Source organism: Demequina rhizosphaerae (assembly GCF_000971255.1).
In the GTDB taxonomy this organism is placed as follows: Bacteria; Actinomycetota; Actinomycetes; order Actinomycetales; family Demequinaceae; genus Demequina; species Demequina rhizosphaerae.
In genome coordinates this window covers 159222-178921 of the sequence record NZ_BBMC01000003.1, presented here as the reverse complement: position 1 = coordinate 178921, position 19700 = coordinate 159222, and the positions used below count along the sequence as shown (strand labels likewise).

The following is a 19700-nucleotide window of genomic DNA, read 5'->3' as shown; positions in this document are numbered from 1 at the left end:
GTCAGGCCGCGCACTCCGAGCAGATCGGCTGGTCGTTCTTGAAGCGGGCGAGCTGGCTGCGGTGGTGCACCAGGAAGCAGGACATGCACGTGAACTCGTCCTGCTGCGCGGGCAGCACGCGGACCGAGAGCTCCTCGCCGGACAGGTCCGCGCCCGGGAGCTCGAAGCCCTCCGCCGCCTCGGTCTCGTCCTCGTCGACCACGCCCGAGGTCTTGTCGGCCCGACGAGCCTTGAGCTCCTCGATCGAGTCGGCCGAGATCTCGTCGTCGGTCTTGCGCGGCGCGTCGTAATCCGTTGCCATGCGGCTTGCGTCCCTTCCTCGATGCTTGCGGGGGTTCAATGCCTCACAGGGGCGTTTTGTTCCCGCGCGGCTGACGCATTGTGCCCCATTCGCGCGCGGAGCGCATCTTGTGGCTCCGGCGCGGCGGCGCGACCCGTCTCAGAACGGGCGGGCCCCCGCGCCCGCGAGGGCGTCCCGGAGGGCGTCCCACGCCTCCGGCATGGCCGCGATGAGCATGTCGCCGTCCGCCGGGCCGCCGTCCATCCCGCTCACGCGCACGCCCGCCTCCGCGGCGATGAGCGCGCCGGCCGCGAAGTCCCACGGGTGCAGACCCTGCTCGTAGTAGGCGTCGACCAGGCCCGCGGCGACGTGGACGAGGTCCACCGACGCCGATCCGAGCCGCCGGATGTCCCGCACCTGCGGCAGCAGGCGGGCCACGACCTGCCCCTGGAGCGCACGGCGCTCCGCGATGTACTGGAAGCCGGTGGCGACCAGCGTGCGGTCGAGCGGCGGCGCATCGTCCCTCCGCAGCGCCTGTCCGTCGCGCCACGCCCCCTGCCCGCGTGCGGCGGTCCAGAGCACCCCGGAGCCGTCCATGACGGCGCCCGCCTCGATGGTCCACGCGTGCGGGTGCGGCGGGCCGCTCACGGCCGCGACCGACACCGAGTAGTGCGGGATGCCGTAGAGGTAGTTGACGGTGCCGTCGATCGGGTCGACCACCCAGGTGATGCCCGAGGTGCCGACGACGTCGTCGCCCTCCTCGCCGAGGACACCGTCGTCGGGCCGCAGCTCCGCGAGGCGCTCCCGCAGCAGGCGCTCGGCGGCGATGTCCATCTGCGTGACGACGTCGACGTCCGACGACTTGGTGAGGGCGACCCGCGCCTCGGCGCGACCCTCGTTGATGAGCCGGCCCGCCTCGGAGGCGAGCGCGGAGGCGACGTCGAGCAGCTCGGACGGCGTGGTCATGGCCTCATCGTAGGGGCGGGGGCAATCCGCGTGAACCGGGGTGTCGCGCATCACGTCGGGGTCGCGCGTGGCACCCTGATGCCATGACGCGCCTCACCCTCGTGGGTCCCTCCGAGGACGGCCTTCACCTCGTCGTGGAGGCCGAGTCGGGCGACCGCTTCGAGCTCCCCCTCACCGACGAGCTCCGTCACGCGGTCCGCTACACCAGACCCTCCCGGCCCGCCGCGCAGGCGCCCGAGGAGTCCGAGGCGCCCACGATGACGCCCCGCGAGATCCAGCAGCGCATCCGCGCCGGCCTCACCGCCGCCGAGCTCGCGGAGCTCACCGGCATGAGCCTCGCCGCGATCGAGAAGTACGAGGGCCCGGTCGCCGCCGAGCGCCAATACATCGCGGACCTCGCCCGGGACACGCGCATCGGCCGCGACCCCAGCGCCCCCCAGCTCGGCGAGCTCGTGACGGACCGCCTCGCGGCCCGCGGCGTCGACCCCGAGTCGGTCGAGTGGGACGCGTGGCGCGAGGTCGACGAGCCGTGGAAGGTCGCGGCCGACTACCGCGTCTCCGGCCGCGGCGTGCGCGCCCTGTGGACGTTCGACCACACCGCCCGCACGGTGACCGCCGAGGACGAGGAGGCCCGCTGGCTCTCCGAGACCGAGCTGCTCGACGTGCCGATCCCCCGCCGCCACCTCAGCGCCGTCCGCGAGAACGAGGACGACCCGGCGCGCCCGCTCCAGGCGACGCGCCCGCCGGCCCCGGCCACGGACGCCGTCCCGGTGGTCGCGACGGACGATGCGGCGTCCGAGGAGATCCCGCTGCCCCCGCAGCCGGCCGAGCCCAGCCCGACCGAGCTACTCCTCGACGACCTCGAGCTGCGCCGCGGCACCCGCGAGTCGGTGGCCGAGGACGAGGAGGACGACGAGGACGAGTTCGAGGGCTTCGGTCCCGCGCGCCGCGCGCGCGAGGCGGAGACCGGCTTCACGCACCCCTCGGGCCGCGGCCGGAGCCAGGACGCTCCCGCGGCCGAGAAGACGCCCACGCCCAAGGCCGAGGAGCCCGCCGAGCGGCGCTCGACCAAGCGCGGACGCGCGTCGGTGCCCAGCTGGGACGAGATCGTCTTCGGCGCCAAGAACGACCAGGGCTGAGGCCCGGCGCCCTGCCGCGCGATAGCCCTGCCGCCCCACGATCGACAACGATTACTTGGGGATCGGCGGGTGGAGAACCGCGGCTTTCCTCCCGCGGATCTCCAGATTCACGCATCGGCTCGACCCGGCGCGGAGACGCGGAGACGCAGCTGGTAGTCGGGGACGGGGCGTCCCGGGGCGTCGCGGAGCGCCTACGCCTCGCTGGCGACGAGCAGCGGCACCTGGAGCTCCTCGGGCGTGAGCGAGCCGTGCACGCCGATGAGCCCTAGGGCCTGATCCGACTGCGTGCGGGAGTCGACCACCGTCGCGCGCCCCGCCATCGCGACCACGACCTCGCCGATCCGGTCCTCGACGTGCCCCGACACGGGCCCGAACAGGCCCAGCCCGACGGCCTCGTCGCGCAGGAGCACGGCGGCGTCGTCACCGAGCACGTCGCGCCAACGCTCCGCGACCGCGGGCGCCTCCGTCGCATCGTCCATGTGCAGGTGCAGCGCGCGCGGCTCCCCCGCCACGAGGCGGACGCCGCGCGCGAGCTCGGGCACGGCGCCGACGTCCCAGCGCGGCGCGCCGGTGACGTCGACCATGCCGTGGTCGGCGGTCACCACCATCGCGGCGTGGCGCGGCAGGCGCGCGCGCAGGCGGCGCAGCTCCTGGTCGACGTCCTCGAGCGCGGCGACCCACGCGTCGGACTGCCAGCCGTGCTTGTGGCCCGCGGCGTCGATGTCGCCCCAGTACAGGTACGTGAGCCCGGGCCGGCGGGCGCGCTGGATCGCCTCGTCGACGCGGTCGGAGAGGCGCTCGGCGCCCACGAAGTCGCCGCCGGCGAGCGCGGCGCGCGTGAGGCCCGAGCCGGCGAAGCGGCGCTTGCCGAGCGACGCGACGGCGAGGCCTCCCTCGTGCGCGACGCGCATGAGCGAGGGCTCGCGCTGCCAGTCGTCGGGGTCGCCCGCGCCCTCCCACGACACGAGGTTCGCGGCCTCGCCCGTCGCGGGGTTGTGCGCGGTGTACCCGGTCATGCCGGTCGCGCCCGAGGCGCGTCCCGTGCCGAACAGCGCGAGCGACGTCGCGGTCGTGGTGGGGAATCCCGCCGTGACGATGCCGGACTCGGTCGAGCGCAGGAACGGCGCGTGGCCGCGGCGGGCGTCGAGCTGGTGGTGGCCGAGGCCGTCGAGCAGCACCACGACGGCGTGGTCCGCGTGCGGGATGCCGAGCCGGACCCGGTCCGCCTCGGCGTCGCGCGCGGCGACCGCGTCGCCCGCCCCGACCGCGGCCAGGGCGCCCGGCAGCACCGCGCCGAGCTCGAGCCCGCCGTAGTCCGGGAGCGACAGCCCGGCCGCGGCCAGGCGGTCGGCAGGAGTCACCCCCGCGCCCCGATGGCGCTCTGGAGCACGGACGCGAAGTCCTGGAGCGCACGGATCGAGTCCTCGCCGTCGGCGATGAGGCTCACGCGCACGAGGATGTCGTCGGACGTGAGGTTGCCCGTGTAGCCGTGGTCGGCCTCGCAGCTCTCGTCGCCGCAGGAGGCGGGCTCGAGGTCGACGCGCGAGTGCACCGAGCCGCCCACCGCGAGCACGAGCTCGCTGGGGAGGTCGCCCTCGGAGAAGCGCTCGGGCTCGTGCACCACGTGCGTCATCGCGGTGTTGCGGATCGCCGCCAGCGCGGTCGTCTCGACCGTCGCGGAGGCCTCGTGGCGGCCGTCGCCCGTGTGGCCGGCACCGTCGTCCATGTGGACGCGCAGGAGGCGCGTGTCGGTGATGACCAGCACGGTCATGTGTCGGCGGACCTCGCGGTCGTCGAACGTGGTCTCGGCGTGGACGAAGTGGGCGCGCACGGTCTCCGCGCCGATCGCGGAGCGGAGCACCGCGGTGGCGAGCGCCGGGTAGTACCCCGCGATCTTCACCGCCTGGTCGAGGGTCTGGGCCATGGCCGATATTCTCTCACCTTCGTGGGCACCCGACCCCCGCCGTCCCCAGGGACGATGCGCGGTCCGGCCGGGCGCCCCGCGAGCCTGTGCGCACGTGTCCGACGGACGCGAGACAATACGGGCTGGATCCGGACCCCGAAGAGACGAGGTGGCAGATGTCCGACGCGCCCGACGCGCAGATCGTCGACATCGACGTCAGCGCCGAGATGGAGGCGTCGTTCCTCGAGTACGCGTACTCGGTGATCTACTCCCGCGCGCTTCCCGATGCCCGCGACGGCCTCAAGCCCGTCCAGCGGCGCATCGTCTACATGATGCAGGACATGGGCCTGCGCCCCGAGCGCGGCTACGTGAAGTCCGCGCGCGTCGTCGGCGAGGTCATGGGAAAGCTCCACCCCCATGGCGACTCCGCGATCTACGACGCGCTGGTGCGCATGGCGCAGTCCTGGTCGCTGCGCCTGCCGCTGGTCGACGGCCACGGCAACTTCGGCTCGCTCGACGACGGCCCCGCGGCCTCCCGCTACACCGAGTGCCGCCTCGACCCGGCCTCGCTCGCGATGACGGAGAACCTCGACGAGGACGTCGTGGACTTCGTCCCCAACTACGACAACAAGCTCACGCAGCCGGCGGTGCTGCCCTCGGCCGTGCCGAACCTGCTGGTCAACGGCGCCGCGGGCATCGCCGTGGGCATGGCGACCAACATGGCGCCGCACAACCTCGTCGAGGTCGTCTCCGCTGCGCGCCACCTGCTGGCGAACCCGGGCGCCTCGCTCGACGAGCTCATGCGCTTCGTGCCGGGCCCCGACCTGCCCACCGGCGGCAAGATCGTCGGCCTCGACGGCGTCAAGGAGGCCTACGCCTCCGGCCGTGGCAAGTTCATCACCCGCGCGACCACGCGCATCGAGAAGGTCACGCCGCGCCGCCAGGGCATCATCGTCACCGAGCTGCCGTACATGGTCGGGCCGGAGAAGGTCATCGAGAAGATCAAGGACGGCGTCTCGGCAAAGAAGCTCGAGGGCATCTCCGCGGTCACCGACCTCACGGACCGCCACCACGGCCTGCGCCTCGTCATCGAGATCAAGAACGGCTTCAACCCCGAGGCCGTGCTCGAGAAGCTCTACAAGGTCACGCCGCTCGAGGAGTCCTTCTCCATCAACAACGTCGCGCTCGTCGACGGCGAACCCCGCACGCTCGGGCTCAAGGAGATGCTGCGTGTGTGGGTCGACCACCGCCTCGAGGTGGTGCGCCGCCGCTCGGCCTTCCGCCTCAAGGCGCGCCAGGACCGCCTGCACCTGGTCGACGGCCTCCTCATCGCGATCCTCGACATCGACGAGGTCATCCAGATCATCCGGGCGTCGGACGATACGGCCACGGCGCGCGAGCGCCTGCGCACCGCGTTCGACCTGTCCGAGATCCAGGCCGACTACATCCTCGAGCTGCGCCTACGCCGCCTCACCAAGTTCTCGCGCCTCGAGCTCGAGAACGAGAAGGCCCAGCTGCTCGCGGAGATCGCCGAGCTCGAGGAGATCCTCCGCTCCGACGCGGTGCTGCGCGACGTCGTCGGCACCGAGATGGACGCCGCGGCCGCCAGGTACGGCACCCCGCGCCGCACCATCCTGCTCGCGGACGGCGGCGCGGTCTCCTCCGCCGCCTCCGTCGCGTCCGGCGCCAAGACGGGCGCGAAGGCGCCGGCGCTGTCCCTCGAGATCGAGGACACGCCCTGCTACGCGATGCTGTCCACCACTGGCCTCGCCGCGCGTACCGCCGAGGACGAGGCGCCCTCGCGCGAGGGCCGCCGCTCGGCGCACGATGCGCTGCGCAGCGTCGTGCACGCCTCGGCCCGCGCGGACGTTGGCGTCGTGACGAGCCTCGGCCGCATCGTGCGCCTGTCGCTGCTCGACGTGCCCGCGCTGCCGGCGAGCCAGGAGCCCCCGTCGCTGGGCGGCGGCACGCCGATCGCGGAGCTCGTGGTCCTCGAGAAGGGCGAGGAGGCCGTGGGCCTCGTGCCGCTCGACGGCACGACCCCGCTCGCGCTCGGCACCCGCCTTGGCGTCGTCAAGCGCGTCAAGGCGGACGACATCCCGAACAAGGACGCGTGGGAGGCCATCGCGCTCCAGGACGGCGACGTCGTCGTGGGCGCGGGCGCCGGCGCGGACGGCGACGACCTGGTCTTCATCACGGACGACGCGAGCATGCTCCACTTCGATGCCAAGAACGTGCGGCCCCAGGGGCGTGCGGGCGGCGGCATGGCCGGCATCAAGATGGCCCCGGGCGCCAAGGTGGTCTTCTTCGGCATCGTCCGGGCGGGCACCGAGGGAGCGGTCGCGACCATCGCGGGCCCGTCGGACGGCCTGCCCGGCGTCGCCGCGGGCTCCGCCAAGTGGACGCCGATGAGCGAGTTCCCCGCCAAGGGACGCGCCACGGGAGGCGTGCGCGCGCACCGCTTCCTCAAGGGCGAGGACGCCCTGCTCCTCGCGTGGGCCGGCCCCACTCCCCCGCGTGCCGCGACGTCCGCGGGCCAGCCGGTCGACCTGCCGGACGAGCCCGGCAAGCGCGACGGCTCCGGCGTGACCCTGCCGACCCCGGTCGCCGGGCTGGGGTGATGACGGGCCGCGTCGAGTACCGCAGCGACGTCCGCCCCACGGCGGCGCAGTACATCGACGCGGCGCGGCGGTCGACGCTCGGCGAGCGGCTGCCGGTCGACGAGCCCGAGCTCATCCAGGAGGCGCTCGACCGTTCCGACATCGTCGTCACGGCGTGGGACGGCGAGCGCCTCGTCGGCTTCCTGCGCGCCATCACCGACTTCCGTCTCATCTGCTACCTGCAGGAGCTGGGCGTCGACGCGGACCGCCAGCGCGAGGGCATCGGGCTCGCCCTCCAGGTGGAGATGCGCGCGCTGCTCGGGCCGCGGTGCAAGATCCGCGTGTCCGAGGCGCCCGGCGCGGCGGGCTACTACGCGCGCCACGGCTACGCGCGCCACGACCGCTCGTGGGAGCTCCTCCCGGGCGACCCGCTGGTCTGACCGGCTCCGCCCGGTCTCCCCCGCACCCGCCTTCCGCCCGCGCTGCGCGCAACCGGCGTACGAGAGCAGGCTTGCGCGCATCGTCCCTGGTCACTCGGCCCAAGGGCGAGCGGGTACGCCGGTTCCAGCGGGGGCGGCGTGCGGTCGGACGAGCAGTGAGGGGTGGAGCGAGGCGTGCGGCGGGACGATGCGGGACCGGGTCAGACGGCGGACGCGCCGCCTACGGTCGAGCCCTCGATCGCCGAGCCCCCGTCCACCGTCTCTTCCGCCGCGCCGCTGATGCGCGCCTGGCGGAGCCGCACCCCGTCGGCGACCAGGAGCACGTCGCCGCGGAAGAACCGCAGCAGCCACAGCACCGCATCGACGTTCGGGTCGTGCTGGATCCGCGCGGGCGCTCCGGCTCCCGCGCGCGCGGAGCGGCTGCCGATGACGTCGAGCACCGAGTGCACCGCGAGCGTGTACTGGCCCCGGAGCACGGCCTCGAGCGGCCGCGCGACCTTGCGGTAGCGGACCTTGACCCCGGCCTCCCCCGCCTCGACGTCGGCCCGGTGCCCCACCTCGGCGGTGCGGCGCACGTAGAGGCCCTTCTTCGGGAGGATGCGCGCGACGGCCACGCCGCGCCGCAGCGCGATCTCGAGCGCGAAGGCGAGGCCGTAGCCCGACGCCTCCCCGGTGTTCGAGAAGACTGCGACGTCGCCCTCGACCTCGTGGGGCCGCATCACCAGCACCGCGACGGTCGGGTGGCCGTTCTCGGCGGCGTCGATCGCGCCGTTAACGGCGAGGTGGAGGAAGCGCCGCCGCCGGAGCGGCTCCGGGACCGCCACCAGGCGGCAGCCCAGGTCCGCGGCCCGCACGATCGCCTCGCGCACATCGCCGCGGATGAGGCCGCCGTCGACCAGCTCGACGTCCGGCACCAGCTCGCGGAACCGCTCGGCGTCGTCGAAGAGCGCATCGCTGCTCAGCACCACGATCGAGGCCGCGGCGCTCGCGATGCGCGCGATCGCCCGGTCGCTGAGCCGGTGCGCGTCGAGGACCGCGACCCGCCGCGTCCGCTCGATGACGCCGCTCACGCCGCACCCCCCGCGAGCTGCGCGAGCCGGGTCTCGACGACCGCCTCCCACTGCCGCGCCCGCCGCCGGGTCTCCACCACCACGAGGGCCGAGCCGCCGGCCATCGCGGCGACCCACGCGGCCTCGCGGCGGCGTCCCGCGAGCGTCAGCGCCGCCGCACCCGCGAGCCCCTGGACCACGCCCCCGAGGGCCCCGGCGTACGAGCGCGCGTACGCGAGCATCAGGCCGAGCGCGACCGGGTCGTCGCCGGCCATGACGGCCCGCGCATCGTCCGCCGTGAGGCGCCGCGGGCCCAGCACGCTGCGGCCCATCCACGGCAGTGCCGGATCGATGCGGCGATAGCCCGACGGTCCCACTGTGCCCTCCGCTCCCGGCGCCGCGCGCCGCCTCAGGACTGGTCGAACGCCCACTTGGGGTCGGTGATGAGCTTCCCGATCACCAGTCCTACCAGGATCGACAGCACGATGAGGACGACCTGCAGGATCGACCCGATGGTGGCGTTGTAGTCGCCCTGGTTGAGGCTGACGACGGACTGGAACGCGAGCACGCCGGGGATCATCACGAGCACGGCCGGCACCTGGAGGGTGATGATGGGCGACGGGGTGCGCGGCGCGGCCGCCGCGGCGAGGACCCCGACGAGCACGCACGCGAGCACGGTCGCCATCTGGATGATCACGCCGTTGTCGATGAGCAGCAGGCGCGCGGTGTTCGACACCATCCCGATGAGCGCGGCGGACAGCGCCATGCGCATCGGCGAGTTGAACATGAGCGCGAAGCCGAGCACGCCGACCAGGCTCGCGACCGCCATCATCGCGTAGTGCGGCACCGGGTCGAGCGGGATCGGCTCCCGCGTGCTGGTGTCGAGCGCGCCGATCAGCGTCATGGCCCACACCGACAGCGCCGCCCCCACGATCATCATCGTGGCGAACACCAGGCGCGATATCCCCGCGGAGAAGTCCAGCTTCGCGAGGTCGAGGGCCGCGGTGATGAGCGGGAACCCGGGCAGGAGGAACAGCGTGCACGCGATGTAGCCGGACGCGTGGACGTCGACCGCGGCGCCGAAGATCCCGTAGAGCGCGACGGACGCGAGGTACAGGCCGCAGGCGAGCGCCGCGGCGGCCATCGTCGTGCCGAAGGGGTTGAAGGAACGATGCGCGAGGGCCCGGCGCAGGAACTGGCCGCCGGTGGCGGCGCCCAGCACCGCGAGCACCTCGAGCGGCCGGGCGTTGTTGAGCACCGCGAAGGCCGCGCAGGCGGCGCCGGCGGAGAGCGCGTTGACGGCCGGGTGGTAGAGCGCGGGCTTGGTCTCGATCCGGTCGAGCGCCGCGTGCACCTCGTCGACGGTGGTGCGCTCCGGGATCGCGGTGCGGAAGTCGTCGAGCAGCGCGATGCGCTCGGCGTTGACGCCGAAGCGGCGCACCTCCGTCACCTCGGTGCGGAAGATCGAGCCGCGATGCGTGGTCGCCGTGATCTCCGTGAGGGTCACCGCCGCGGTGTGCCGGTCGATACCGAGCGCGTGGGCGACGGCCGCCATCGCCTCCTTGACGCGGTAGCTCGCGGTGCCCGCCGCCAGCATCATGCGGCCGACGCGGAGGATGGCCCCGGACTGCTGGATGAGTCCGACGGGCTCGAGCGAGTGCTCGGGGTCCCGGGGGTTCACACGTTCGTCGGCCATCTCATCCCTCTGGTCGTCGGCACGGCGGCTCGGTGCCGGCGCCATCTCTGGTCGGGGGGACTTCAGACAATCATTGTGGCAAAGGACCGCCGGGACCCGGCGGACGGGCGGCTAGCGCGGCGTGCCGACGCGGCGGTGCCAGTCGCGCACGCGACGGAGGCGCTCGCGGTGGATCGCACGGTCGGCCCGGTCGAGGCCGACCACGACCGCTCCCCCGACCAGCACCGATGCGACAACCGCACCGGTCCCGGCCGAGCCGAGGACCAGCCCCGCCACGACTGCCGCGACGAGCGCGACCCCCAGGAGCGTGAGCCCGAAGCCGCGGGCGGCGCGCTCGCGCATCCACAGCTCGTCGATGAAGTCGACCTCACGGTCCGCCTCGTCGAGCTCGTGCTCGAGCTGCGGGCAGCGCGCGGGGAGGCCGATCGGCGACGCGTCTCGGAAGACGCTCGCGCTCCCCGCCGGCCGCACACGCGGCCGGGCGTGGAAGCCGTAGGGGTGGACGGGGCACGGCGGCGCGCCCTCGTGGCTCTCGGGCGCCCGGCCCGGCAGGCCGCTCATGCGTCGATCCGCGAGTGGTCGAGCGAGGCGGCGCCCGCGATGATGAAGTCCCGTCGCGGCGCGACGTCGTTGCCCATGAGCAGCTCGAACACGCGCTCCGCCGCCGCGGCATCCGCGCTGGTGACGCGGCGCAGCGTGCGGTGCCCGGGGTCCATGGTGGTCTCCGCGAGCTGGTCCGCGTCCATCTCACCCAGGCCCTTGTAGCGCTGGATGTCCTCCTTGTACTTGCGGCCCGCGCGCTTGAGGTCGCGCAGCGTCTCCTGGAGCTCCTTCTCGGAGTACGTGTAGATGTACTCCTTCTCGCGGCGCGCGGAGCCGGAGACCTCGACGCGGTGCAGCGGCGGCACGGCGGCGAACACGCGGCCCGCGTCGACGAGGGGGCGCATGTAGCGGAAGAACAGCGTGAGCAGCAGGGTGCGGATGTGGGCGCCGTCGACGTCCGCGTCCGTCATGAGGATGATCTTGCCGTAGCGCGCGGCCTCGAGGTCGAACGTGCGGCCCGAGCCCGCGCCGACGACCTGGATGATCGACGCGCACTCGGCGTTGTGCAGCATGTCCGTGACGGACGCCTTCTGCACGTTGAGGATCTTGCCGCGGATGGGCAGCAGCGCCTGGAAGTCGGAGCGTCGCGCGAGCTTCGCGGTGCCGAGCGCCGAGTCGCCCTCGACGATGAACAGCTCGGACTGCTCGACGTCGTTGGAGCGGCAGTCCGCGAGCTTCGCGGGCAGCGAGGAGGTCTCGAGCGCGTTCTTGCGGCGCGAGATCTCCTTCTGCTTGCGTGCGGCCACGCGGGCTCGCATCTCGGCGACGACCTTCTCGAGGACGGTGTTGGCCTGCGCCTTCGTGTCGCGCTTGCTCGACGTGAGGATCGCGGTGAGCTCCTGCTCGACCACCTTGGCGACGATGCCGCGCACGGGTCCGGTGCCGAGCACCTCCTTGGTCTGGCCCTCGAACTGCGGCTCGGGGATCCGGACCGTCACCACCGCGGTGAGGCCCGCCATGATGTCGTCCTTCTCGATGCGCTCGGCGCCGTCCTTGCCGGTGAGCTTGAGGCGCCGCGCGTTCGCGGCGATCTGCGCGCGCAGCACCTTGACCAGGCCGGCCTCGAAGCCGGCCAGGTGGGTGCCGCCCTTGGGCGTCGAGATGATGTTGACGAAGGACCGGGTCTCGGTCTCGTAGCCGGTGCCCCAGCGCAGCGCCACGTCGACGCGGCACTCGCGCTCGACCTCCTCGGACACGAGGTGGCCGTTCGGCTTGAGGACCGGGACGGTCTCCGTGTACGTGCCCTCACCGGTGAGCTCCCACGTGTCGGTGACGGCCGCGTCCGAGGCGATGAAGTCGACGAAGTCGCGGGCGCCGCCCTCGTAGCGGAACTCCTCCTCGTGCGGCTCGGCCGGGTTGCGCTCGTCGCGCACGACGAGCGTGAGCCCGGGCACGAGGAACGCGGTCTGGCGGGCGCGCACGAGCAGATCGTCGTACGTGAACGATGCGGTCTTGTTGAAGATCTGACGGTCCGCCCAGTACCGGATCCGGGTGCCGGTGCGGGCCTTGGCCACCTTGCCGACGATCGCGAGCTCGGAGCCCGTGACGAAGGGCACGAAGTCCGCGTCCGGGACCGGGCCGCTGGCCGGGTCCTTGAAGTAGCCGGGCTCGCCCCGGCGGAAGCCCATGTGGTGGGTCTTGCCGCCGCGGTCGACCCACACGTCGAGCCGCTCGGACAGCGCGTTCACCACCGAGGCGCCGACGCCGTGGAGGCCGCCCGACGCGGCGTACGAGCCGCCGCCGAACTTGCCGCCCGCGTGGAGCTTGGTCATGACGACCTCGACGCCGGTGAGCCCGGTCTTGGGCTCGACGTCGACGGGGATGCCGCGGCCGAAGTCGCGCACCTCCACCGAGTCGTCGGGGTGCAGCACGATCTCGATCCGGTCGCCGAAGCCGCCGAGGGCCTCGTCCACGGAGTTGTCGATGATCTCCCACAGGCAGTGCATGAGGCCCCGCGAGTCCGTGGTGCCGATGTACATGCCGGGTCGCTTGCGCACCGCCTCGAGGCCCTCGAGGACGGACAGGTGCCTAGCGGAGTAGTCGTTCGCCACGGCGGACATCCTAGTTGGGCCGTCCGACGGCGACGCGCCGCCGCACCGCTGAGCGTGCGGATGAAATGCGGACGTGGGAGCGTTAGCCCTGGCAGGAAGGGGCCCAAGTGACGATGACGGTGGAGCGGGAGATCTCGCCCTGGGGCGTGGCGCAACGCGCCCTGGTGGCGATCGGGGCGGTGCTGGCGATCGTCGGCGCGGCGTGGGGATCGGGTGCCTTCGGCGGCACCCCGATCGAGGAGGCGGCGGACGGCGTCCTCGCCTCGGACGCGACGCTGCTCGCGCCCGCCACCCCCGCCTTCGGCGTGTGGTCCGTGATCTACGCGGCGCTCGCCGTGTTCGCCGTGGTCCAGGCCCTGCCGACGCTCGGCTCCAGCCCCCGCCTCCGGGGCATCGCGTGGCCCGTGCTCGCCGCGATGGTGCTCAACGCCGCGTGGATCTACGTGGTCCAGCGCGAATGGCTCGCGGCGTCCGTCGGCGTGCTCGCGGCGATCCTCGTCGCGCTCGGCTTCGCGGCCGCGCGGCTGTGCCGCGCACGCCCCGCGTCGTTCCTCGTCGCCGCCGTGTCGGACGCCCCCGTCGGGCTCTACCTCGGCTGGGCCACGGTCGCGACCGTCGCCAACATCACCGCCGTCGCCGCGTGGTGGCTGGGCAGCGACCCGGGCGACGGCATGCCGGTCGCGGTCGGCGTCCTGGTCGCCACGGGCTTCCTCGGCATCGCGATGGTCCGCGACCTGTCGATCTCCCCCGTGCTCGCGTGGACCACCACGGCCACCCTCGCGTGGGGCCTCGCCTGGATCGGAGAGGGCCGGCTCCACGGCACCCCCGAGGACACGATCGTCGGGTGGACCGCGATCGGCGCCGCCGGCGCCATCGTGCTCACCACGGCCGTCACGACCGTCGCCACCCACGTGCGCGTGCTGCGGTGGGCGCGCCACCAGCGGGAGCGCGGCTAGGCCGGTCCCTGCCCGCGCGGGCGGCGGCGCACCGAGGACATCGCCACGTTGTCGTGCTTGATGAAGAAGCCGAGGTCCTGGTAGAGGTGCAGTCCGGCCGGGCTCGCGTGGAGCTCGACCACTTCAATGCCGCGCCGGTCGGTCTCGTCGAGCAGCGCCTCCATGATCGCCCGGGCGTAGCCCTTGCGCTGGTGCTGCGGCGCGGTCGACACCCACTGGATGTAGCCCATCTGGTGCGCATCCGCGCCGGGGCGTGCGAGCCGGGGCGCGACGTTGACGAGCCCGCAGGCCGCCAGGCCGCCCTCGGGGGCGTCGATCACCATGCCGAAGAGGTCCTTGTCGAGCCGCTCGCGCACCATGCGCGTCGACTCCACCGCCCATGTGGGCGTGGGCTTGGCGCCCACCGCCTTGTACATGAGCGCGCCGAGGTGGACGATCTCGGCGGCGTCCGCCGTGACGGCAGGGCGGACCTCGATCACGTCAGCGCCATGCGACGGCCACGACGATGTTGACGAGCGTCAGGCCGGAGACGATCCAGAAGGGCGTGACGGGGTTCTCGCGCTTGCGCGTGGCCTCCGCGATGCCGACGATCGCGAGCGCGACGAGCAGCTTGACCGCGATCTTGACGTGGTCGACCTCGAAGTCGTCCACCTGGCCGGCGCGGATCTCCGCGAGCGCGACGAGGCCCAGGCCGGTGAGCAGCTGCGCCCGCGCACCCCAGACCATCACCATAGTGATCCGCTTGGTGTCGGCCTTGAGCTGCTCGAGGGCGGGGCCGAGGATCGCGGCTAGGCCCACGAAGTGGAGCACCAGCAGGGCGTAGCGAAGGACGGTCACGGTGGCACTCCTCGGGGTCGGGTCGGACGGCACGATGCTACTGCCTGCCGCCTCCTGCCCCGATCGCCCCTTCCACCAGGCGCGTCGCGGTGCGACGATGAGCCCATGGCGCACGACGCGCCGGGACGCGGGGGGCGCTTCCCGTCCGGGCCGCCGCAGCACCTCCTCGCCCGACCCGGCGGCGCAGGGGGCGTCGCCGCGCGCACGCGGGGACGGCGATCCAGGTGAGCGAGATGCGAGAGTCGCCGCGCCTCGTGGGGCGCGAGAGCGAGATGGGCATCCTCGCCGAGGCCCTCGCCTCGGGATCCCGCGGCGAGCCCGCCGCGGTGATCGTCCGCGGCGAGGCCGGCATCGGCAAGTCGCGGCTCGTGAGGGAGGCCGTGGCGCGCGCCCGCGCGATGCCCTCGACGGTGGTCGCCACCGGGGCCAGCGTCGACGCGGGGACCGTGGGGGCGCCGTTCGGCGCGGTCCGCCGCCTGCTGCACGAGCTCGCGTGCGAGGTGGGCGTGGTCGGGCTCGGCGAGGCGGCCGGCAGCGCCCGGGTGCGCGCGACGCTCGCCCGCCTCGTCCCCGAGCTGGACGAGGGCGGCGACGCTCCCCCGCCGACGGGGGCCGACTTCGTCTCCGAGGCCGTCGAGCGCGTCATCGAGCACCTCTCCGCGGACCGTCACCTCGTGCTCGTCCTCGAGGACCTCCACTGGGCGGACGATGCGACCCGCGCCATGGTGCGCACGCTCGCCGCGACGCTGCGCGGGAGCCGGCTCACGCTCCTCCTCACGTACCGGGCCGACGACGTCTCACGCGGCCACCCCCTCCGCGCCGTCATCGCGGAGCTCGAGCGCAACCGGGCGATCCGCACGCTCGACGTGGGCAGGCTCGAGCGCCACGAGGTCGCCGAGCAGATCCGCCTGCTCACGGGATCCGAGCCGCCCGCCGCCACCGTCGCCGCGGTGCACGCCCGCGCCGAGGGTGTCCCGCTCTACGTCGAGGAGCTCGTGCTGGGACCGGACGGTCCGCTCGGCGGCACGCTCGAGGACATCGTGCTGGCACGCTACGAGCGCCTCGGCACCGAGGCGCAGGAGGTGGCGCGGCTGCTCAGCGTCGCCGGCGAGCGCGTGGACGATGCGCTGCTCGCCGAGGCGTGGACGGGCGACGAGGAGAGCCTCTCGCGGGGGCTGCGCGACGCGCTTGCCGCGGGCGCCCTGCGCGCCGACGGGCAGTCCCTGGCCTTCCACCACGCCCTGCTGCGCGAGGCCGTCTACGGCGAGCTGCTGCCGCGGGAGCGCGTCGCCGCGCACCGCACGTTCGCGGCGATCTTCCAGCGCCTCGTCGACGCCGGCGACACCGCGCTCGCGGCGGGCGCCGCGCACCACTGGGCCGCCGCCCACGACCTCGACCGCGCGTTCGCCGCGACGGTCGTCGCCGTCGACGCCGCGCGGGGCGAGTACGCCGTCGCGACCGCCGCGCGACTCGGCGAGCAGCTGCTCGAGCTGTGGGACCGGACCACCGACCCCGAGGGCGTCGTGGGGCTGTCCGAGCTCGCGGTCCGCTGCCAGGTGGCCGAGGACCTCCGCGACGCCGGCCAGGGCCGCGCCGCGATGCGCGTGATCGAGCACGCGCTCGCCGCCGCGCCCGACGACGGCGCCGAGCTCGAGCGGGCGCGCCTCCACGCCGCCGCCATGTCGCTCGCCGCGGAGCACGTGGGCGACGGCGCGGCCGCGGCGCACCTCGCCCCGCTCGAGGCGCTGCTGGGCGACCGCGACGACCCGGCCGCCCTGCCGTACCGCGTGCAGGCGCTCGCGACCCGCGCGCACGTCGCCGGCGCGCCGGAGTCCGCCGCGCTCGCGGACGCGTGCGTCGCCCTCGCCTCCCGGTCCGCCGACCCGGCGGTGGTGTCGATGGCGCTGTGCAAGCGCGCGGTCGTGCGCTGCCGCGAGGGCGGCTACGAGGACGCGCTGGTCGACCTCCGGGAGGCGCTCGAGGTCGACGGGGGTGCGATGCTGTGGGGACGCTGCGCCACGGCCAACGTGGTCGACACCCTCAACCGGCTCGGCCGCTACGACGACGCGGTCGAGGCCGGCCTCACCGCCCTGACGGAGGCGATCGACGAGGGCCTCGAGCGCTCGATCGGCGCGCCCATCGCCGCGAACGTCGCGGAGGCGCTCGTCAACGCCGGCCGCGGGGACGAGGCGCTCCCCCACCTGCGCCGCTCGGCCGCGCTGCTGCGGGGCGAGTCCCCGCGGTGGGAGGAGTTCCTGCTCGAGCTCGAGGCGCTGGCCGCGCTGTGGGACGGACGCCTCGACGCCGCCGAGGAGGTGCTCGCCCGCGCGGAACCGCTGGTCGCGCGCCCCGAGGACGACGCCGAGGCCGCCTTCAACTGGGCCGGGCTCACCGTCGACGCCGCGCTCGCCCGCGCGGCGCAGGCCTCTCCCGTCGAGTCCCTGCGTCTGCGCGAGGCCGCCCTGGCCGACGCGCGGCGGCTGCTCCACCCGGAGGCGCTGCGGGAGGTGTCGGCGACGCCGCTGCTCCTGCTCGCGGCGTGCCGCGCGATCGCCTCCGCACGCGCCGCACGCATCGACGCCGACGCGGAGCTCGACGCCCGGGTGCGCGAGATCCGCGACGCGCAGCCGCCGCACCCGGCCACCGCGCACACGGCCGCGATCGCGTCGGCGCTGCTCGCCGAGGACGACGTCACCGCCGCCTGGCGGGCCGCGGTCGACGCGTGCGAGGCCGGCGGCCCGCCCCGCCGGCTCCTCCACGAGTCCCGGCTCCGGCTCGCACTGTCCGCGCGCCGCGACGGCGACCGGCGCACGGCCGACGACCTGCTCGCCCGGGTCGCGCGCGAGGCGCCCGAGGAGGGCGCCGCCCTCATCGGCCGCTGGGCCCGCGAGGCGATGTCCCGCCGCGACGCGGAGCCGTCGGGGCTCGGCACCCTCACCGCCCGCGAGCGCGAGGTGCTCGCGCTCGTCGCCTCCGGCATGACCAACCCGCAGATCGGCACGCGCCTCCACATCGCGTCCAAGACGGCCAGCGTCCACGTGTCCGCGATCCTCGCGAAGATCGGTGCCGCCAACCGGGCCGAGGCCGCGGCGTGGTTCGCCGCGCATCGTCGCGATGCCGCGTGACCCGTCTCCGCCGTCGGGACCTGCCCCCGACCAGGCGCATCGTCCCCGCAGCGCCTAGCGTAGGAGGACCATGGACGCGCTCGAGAGCCTGATCGCGGAGGCCACCGACACCCTCTGGACGTGGGCGGTGCTGCCGGTCGTCGCGGTGCTCGGGCTGTACTTCACGTTCCGCTCCGGCGTCGTCCAGGTGCGGCTCTTCCCGCGCATGGTGAAGGGGCTCACGGACCGCACCCCCACGGACGCCGCGGGCCGCCCCCAGTCGCTGTCGGCGTTCCAGGCCTTCACGGTGTCGGCGGCGTCGCGCGTCGGCATCGGCAACATCGCCGGGGTCGGCACCGCGATCGCGGTCGGCGGGCCCGGCGCGATCGCGTGGATGTGGCTCATGGCGCTCGTGGGCGCGGCGACGAGCTTCATCGAGGCGACGCTCGCGCAGCTGTACAAGCACCGCGACCCCTCCGGCTTCCGCGGCGGTCCCGCGTACTACGTCGAGCGCGGCCTGCGCGCCCGCTGGCTCGGCATCGTCCTGGCGGTGGTGCTCATCGCCGCGGCACCGTTCGCGGTCACGATGCTCCAGTCCTTCACGATCGCGGAGGCCGTCACCGGCAGCTTCACGGGCGGCGCGCCCGGCTGGGTGGCTCCCGCGGTGGCCCTCACGGTCGCGGCCCTCACCGCCGGGGTGATCTTCGGCGGCGCGCACCGCATCGCGCTGGTGACGGAGACGCTCGTGCCGCTCATGGCGCTGCTGTACCTCGGCCTGGGGCTGGTGATCGTCGTCCTGCACGTGGACGCGATCGGTCCCATGCTGTCGGCGATCTTCGAGGACGCGGTGTCCGGCGAGGCGGTCGCGGGCGGCGCGCTCGGCACCGTCATCCTCACGGGCGTCCAGCGCGGGATGTTCTCGAACGAGGCCGGCTTCGGCACCGCCCCGAACGCGGCCGCGAGCGCCGCGACCACCCACCCGGTCAAGCAGGGGCTGGTGCAGTCGCTCGGCGTCTACTTCGACACGTTCCTCGTGTGCTCGATCACCGCCTTCATCATCCTCGTCACGCGTCCCGACCTCGAGACGGCCGAGCCGGGCATCGCCCTCACGCACGATGCGGTGGTGGGCTCGCTGGGCAGCTGGGCGGGGGCGCTGCTGTCGGTGATCGTGTTCCTGCTCGCCTTCAGCACGATCCTGGGCCTGTACTTCTACGGCGAGTCGAACATCGAGTACATCACCGGCCGCCCCGCGGCCTTGGCGGGCTACCGCATCGCGGTCATCGCGCTCGTGGCGATCGGCGGGCTCGTGTCGGCGTCGCTGGTGTGGTCCCTCGCGGATCTGCTGCTCGGCGTGCTGGCGCTGCTCAACCTCATCGCGCTCGCGCCGCTCTCCCGTCACGTCTTCGCCCTGCTCAGGGACTTCACGGCGCAGGAGCGCGCGGGCCGCGACCCGGTCTACACGCGCGACCGCGTGCCCGGCATCCCGGGGGTCGAGGTCTGGGAGGACGAGCGTTCCGTGACCGGCCTTCCGCCCCAGGACGAGGCCACCCGGACCTGACCACCCAGGCGGCGCGCGGCACGAAAGATAGGGCACCTGCCCGATGCCCGAGGGGCGCCTCAGAGCGCAGTCTCGGTGGTGTCGGGACGCCGGAACGGCCGGCGCCGGCAGGGGGAGCATCATGAACGACCTCGGAATGAACGCCCTGTATCTCGAGACCCGCGCGGCCGACCTCGACCGCCTCGCCGAGCAGCGCCGCGAGCGCCTCGAGGCGCTCCGCGCGGCCCGGCCCACGGACCGCCGCGCCACCTGGCGCGCGTGGGTCACGCACCCGCTGCGGGCGGTGCGACGCAGCGTGGCGATCCGCCGCGCGTACGCCTGACGGCCGCAGCGTCCCGACCCCGGCCGCATCCCGGCCACCCGGCCGCCCGGTCGCACCACGCACCGCGATCCGCCGGCCCGCCGCTACGGCGAGCCTGTCGACGGTTCCGGCGGATCGCGGCTCCTGCGGGAAGCTCGGCGACGGGCGCCCTTCCTCGAGGGGGAGGAAGGGCGCCTCCGGCGTCGCGCGCGGAGCC

The 19700-nt window shown here is 74.2% G+C and carries 18 protein-coding genes; 7 read left to right on the top strand and 11 right to left on the bottom strand.

The genetic code is table 11. The features are described 5' to 3' along the window. Position 1 precedes the first annotated feature (1 nt). Positions 2–301, bottom strand: coding sequence for a DUF4193 domain-containing protein (locus tag AOM07_RS04525; protein ID WP_062311611.1), 300 nt, complete (start codon positions 299–301; stop codon positions 2–4). A 138-nt stretch (positions 302–439) separates the two neighbouring features. Beyond that, positions 440–1246, bottom strand: coding sequence for an inositol monophosphatase family protein (locus AOM07_RS04520; RefSeq protein WP_062311610.1), 807 nt, complete (start codon positions 1244–1246; stop codon positions 440–442). An 83-nt stretch (positions 1247–1329) separates the two neighbouring features. Between AOM07_RS04520 and sepH the strand changes: the two genes are divergently transcribed. Further along, entirely contained in the window at positions 1330–2385 is a 1056-nt protein-coding gene (gene sepH, locus AOM07_RS04515) for a septation protein SepH (protein ID WP_062311609.1), read from the top strand. Positions 2386–2576: 191 nt separating this feature from the next. Here sepH and AOM07_RS04510 read toward each other — a convergent pair whose 3' ends face one another. Continuing rightward, on the bottom strand, positions 2577–3746 hold the full coding sequence (locus tag AOM07_RS04510) for an alkaline phosphatase family protein (protein ID WP_062311608.1): 1170 nt from the start codon (positions 3744–3746) through the stop codon (positions 2577–2579). Beyond that, positions 3743–4309 carry a DUF5998 family protein gene (locus AOM07_RS04505; RefSeq protein ID WP_156165548.1) on the bottom strand — a complete coding sequence of 189 codons (567 nt, stop codon included), beginning with the start codon at positions 4307–4309 and terminating at the stop codon, positions 3743–3745. Before AOM07_RS04505 ends, AOM07_RS04510 begins: the two co-directional genes overlap by 4 nt. Before the next feature lie 155 nt (positions 4310–4464). Between AOM07_RS04505 and AOM07_RS04500 the strand changes: the two genes are divergently transcribed. Both AOM07_RS04500 and AOM07_RS04495 read left to right on the top strand, forming a co-directional pair. Continuing rightward, positions 4465–6909 (top strand): DNA gyrase/topoisomerase IV subunit A, encoded by a 2445-nt coding sequence (locus tag AOM07_RS04500; protein WP_062311606.1) that lies wholly within the window; start codon positions 4465–4467, stop codon positions 6907–6909. Further along, a complete protein-coding gene (locus AOM07_RS04495) occupies positions 6909–7328 on the top strand; it encodes a GNAT family N-acetyltransferase (protein ID WP_062311605.1) in 420 nt (139 codons plus the stop codon). The genes AOM07_RS04500 and AOM07_RS04495 overlap by 1 nt, the downstream gene beginning before the upstream one ends. 200 nt (positions 7329–7528) lie before the next feature. Here AOM07_RS04495 and AOM07_RS04490 read toward each other — a convergent pair whose 3' ends face one another. From AOM07_RS04490 to AOM07_RS04470, 5 genes are all read right to left on the bottom strand, one after another. Beyond that, the gene (locus tag AOM07_RS04490; RefSeq protein ID WP_062311604.1) at positions 7529–8398 is read right to left on the bottom strand and encodes a hypothetical protein; all 870 of its coding nucleotides are present in this window, start codon (positions 8396–8398) and stop codon (positions 7529–7531) included. Then, positions 8395–8754, bottom strand: a complete 360-nt coding sequence (locus AOM07_RS04485; RefSeq protein WP_156171793.1) for a hypothetical protein — start codon at positions 8752–8754, stop codon at positions 8395–8397. The genes AOM07_RS04490 and AOM07_RS04485 overlap by 4 nt, the downstream gene beginning before the upstream one ends. A gap of 32 nt (positions 8755–8786) precedes the next feature. Further along, entirely contained in the window at positions 8787–10073 is a 1287-nt protein-coding gene (locus AOM07_RS04480) for a threonine/serine exporter family protein (RefSeq protein ID WP_062311602.1), read from the bottom strand. Between the two features lie 111 nt (positions 10074–10184). Then, a complete protein-coding gene (locus AOM07_RS04475; protein ID WP_062311601.1) occupies positions 10185–10634 on the bottom strand; it encodes a hypothetical protein in 450 nt (149 codons plus the stop codon). Beyond that, positions 10631–12736, bottom strand: coding sequence for a DNA gyrase/topoisomerase IV subunit B (locus tag AOM07_RS04470; RefSeq protein WP_062311600.1), 2106 nt, complete (start codon positions 12734–12736; stop codon positions 10631–10633). Before AOM07_RS04470 ends, AOM07_RS04475 begins: the two co-directional genes overlap by 4 nt. 104 nt (positions 12737–12840) lie before the next feature. On the opposite strand from AOM07_RS04470, the gene AOM07_RS04465 reads away from it, so the two are divergent. Continuing rightward, complete coding sequence (locus AOM07_RS04465; protein WP_500778338.1) at positions 12841–13683, top strand: TspO-related membrane protein; 843 nt, start codon at positions 12841–12843, stop codon at positions 13681–13683. Here AOM07_RS04465 and AOM07_RS04460 read toward each other — a convergent pair. Both AOM07_RS04460 and AOM07_RS04455 read right to left on the bottom strand, forming a co-directional pair. Continuing rightward, positions 13680–14162, bottom strand: coding sequence for a GNAT family N-acetyltransferase (locus AOM07_RS04460; protein WP_062311598.1), 483 nt, complete (start codon positions 14160–14162; stop codon positions 13680–13682). The two genes, AOM07_RS04465 and AOM07_RS04460, sit on opposite strands and share 4 nt — an antisense overlap. A 1-nt stretch (position 14163) precedes the next feature. Beyond that, complete coding sequence (locus AOM07_RS04455; RefSeq protein WP_062311597.1) at positions 14164–14520, bottom strand: hypothetical protein; 357 nt, start codon at positions 14518–14520, stop codon at positions 14164–14166. Positions 14521–14753: 233 nt separating this feature from the next. Between AOM07_RS04455 and AOM07_RS04450 the strand changes: the two genes are divergently transcribed. The 3 genes from AOM07_RS04450 (at position 14754) to AOM07_RS04440 (ending at position 19504) form a co-directional block, all read left to right on the top strand. Continuing rightward, positions 14754–17645 carry a helix-turn-helix transcriptional regulator gene (locus AOM07_RS04450; RefSeq protein ID WP_062311596.1) on the top strand — a complete coding sequence of 964 codons (2892 nt, stop codon included), beginning with the start codon at positions 14754–14756 and terminating at the stop codon, positions 17643–17645. Positions 17646–17715: 70 nt separating this feature from the next. Beyond that, positions 17716–19182: an alanine/glycine:cation symporter family protein gene (locus AOM07_RS04445; RefSeq protein ID WP_062311595.1), complete on the top strand. Its 1467-nt coding sequence runs from the start codon at positions 17716–17718 to the stop codon at positions 19180–19182. Positions 19183–19303: 121 nt separating this feature from the next. Then, entirely contained in the window at positions 19304–19504 is a 201-nt protein-coding gene (locus tag AOM07_RS04440) for a hypothetical protein (RefSeq protein WP_156171791.1), read from the top strand. Positions 19505–19700: the final 196 nt, after the last annotated feature.

Bases quoted from the DNA above. Each gene is read 5' to 3' on its own strand.
- AOM07_RS04525 (WP_062311611.1), bottom strand. From the start codon at position 301: ATGGCAACGGATTACGACGCGCCGCGCAAGACCGACGACGAGATCTCG.
- AOM07_RS04520 (WP_062311610.1), bottom strand. From the start codon at position 1,246: ATGACCACGCCGTCCGAGCTGCTCGACGTCGCCTCCGCGCTCGCCTCC.
- sepH (WP_062311609.1), top strand. From the start codon at position 1,330: ATGACGCGCCTCACCCTCGTGGGTCCCTCCGAGGACGGCCTTCACCTC.
- AOM07_RS04505 (WP_156165548.1), bottom strand. From the start codon at position 4,309: ATGGCCCAGACCCTCGACCAGGCGGTGAAGATCGCGGGGTACTACCCG.
- AOM07_RS04500 (WP_062311606.1), top strand. From the start codon at position 4,465: ATGTCCGACGCGCCCGACGCGCAGATCGTCGACATCGACGTCAGCGCC.
- AOM07_RS04495 (WP_062311605.1), top strand. From the start codon at position 6,909: ATGACGGGCCGCGTCGAGTACCGCAGCGACGTCCGCCCCACGGCGGCG.
- AOM07_RS04480 (WP_062311602.1), bottom strand. From the start codon at position 10,073: ATGGCCGACGAACGTGTGAACCCCCGGGACCCCGAGCACTCGCTCGAG.
- AOM07_RS04475 (WP_062311601.1), bottom strand. From the start codon at position 10,634: ATGAGCGGCCTGCCGGGCCGGGCGCCCGAGAGCCACGAGGGCGCGCCG.
- AOM07_RS04470 (WP_062311600.1), bottom strand. From the start codon at position 12,736: ATGTCCGCCGTGGCGAACGACTACTCCGCTAGGCACCTGTCCGTCCTC.
- AOM07_RS04465 (WP_500778338.1), top strand. From the start codon at position 12,841: ATGACGGTGGAGCGGGAGATCTCGCCCTGGGGCGTGGCGCAACGCGCC.
- AOM07_RS04450 (WP_062311596.1), top strand. From the start codon at position 14,754: ATGCGAGAGTCGCCGCGCCTCGTGGGGCGCGAGAGCGAGATGGGCATC.
- AOM07_RS04445 (WP_062311595.1), top strand. From the start codon at position 17,716: ATGGACGCGCTCGAGAGCCTGATCGCGGAGGCCACCGACACCCTCTGG.
- AOM07_RS04440 (WP_156171791.1), top strand. From the start codon at position 19,304: ATGAACGACCTCGGAATGAACGCCCTGTATCTCGAGACCCGCGCGGCC.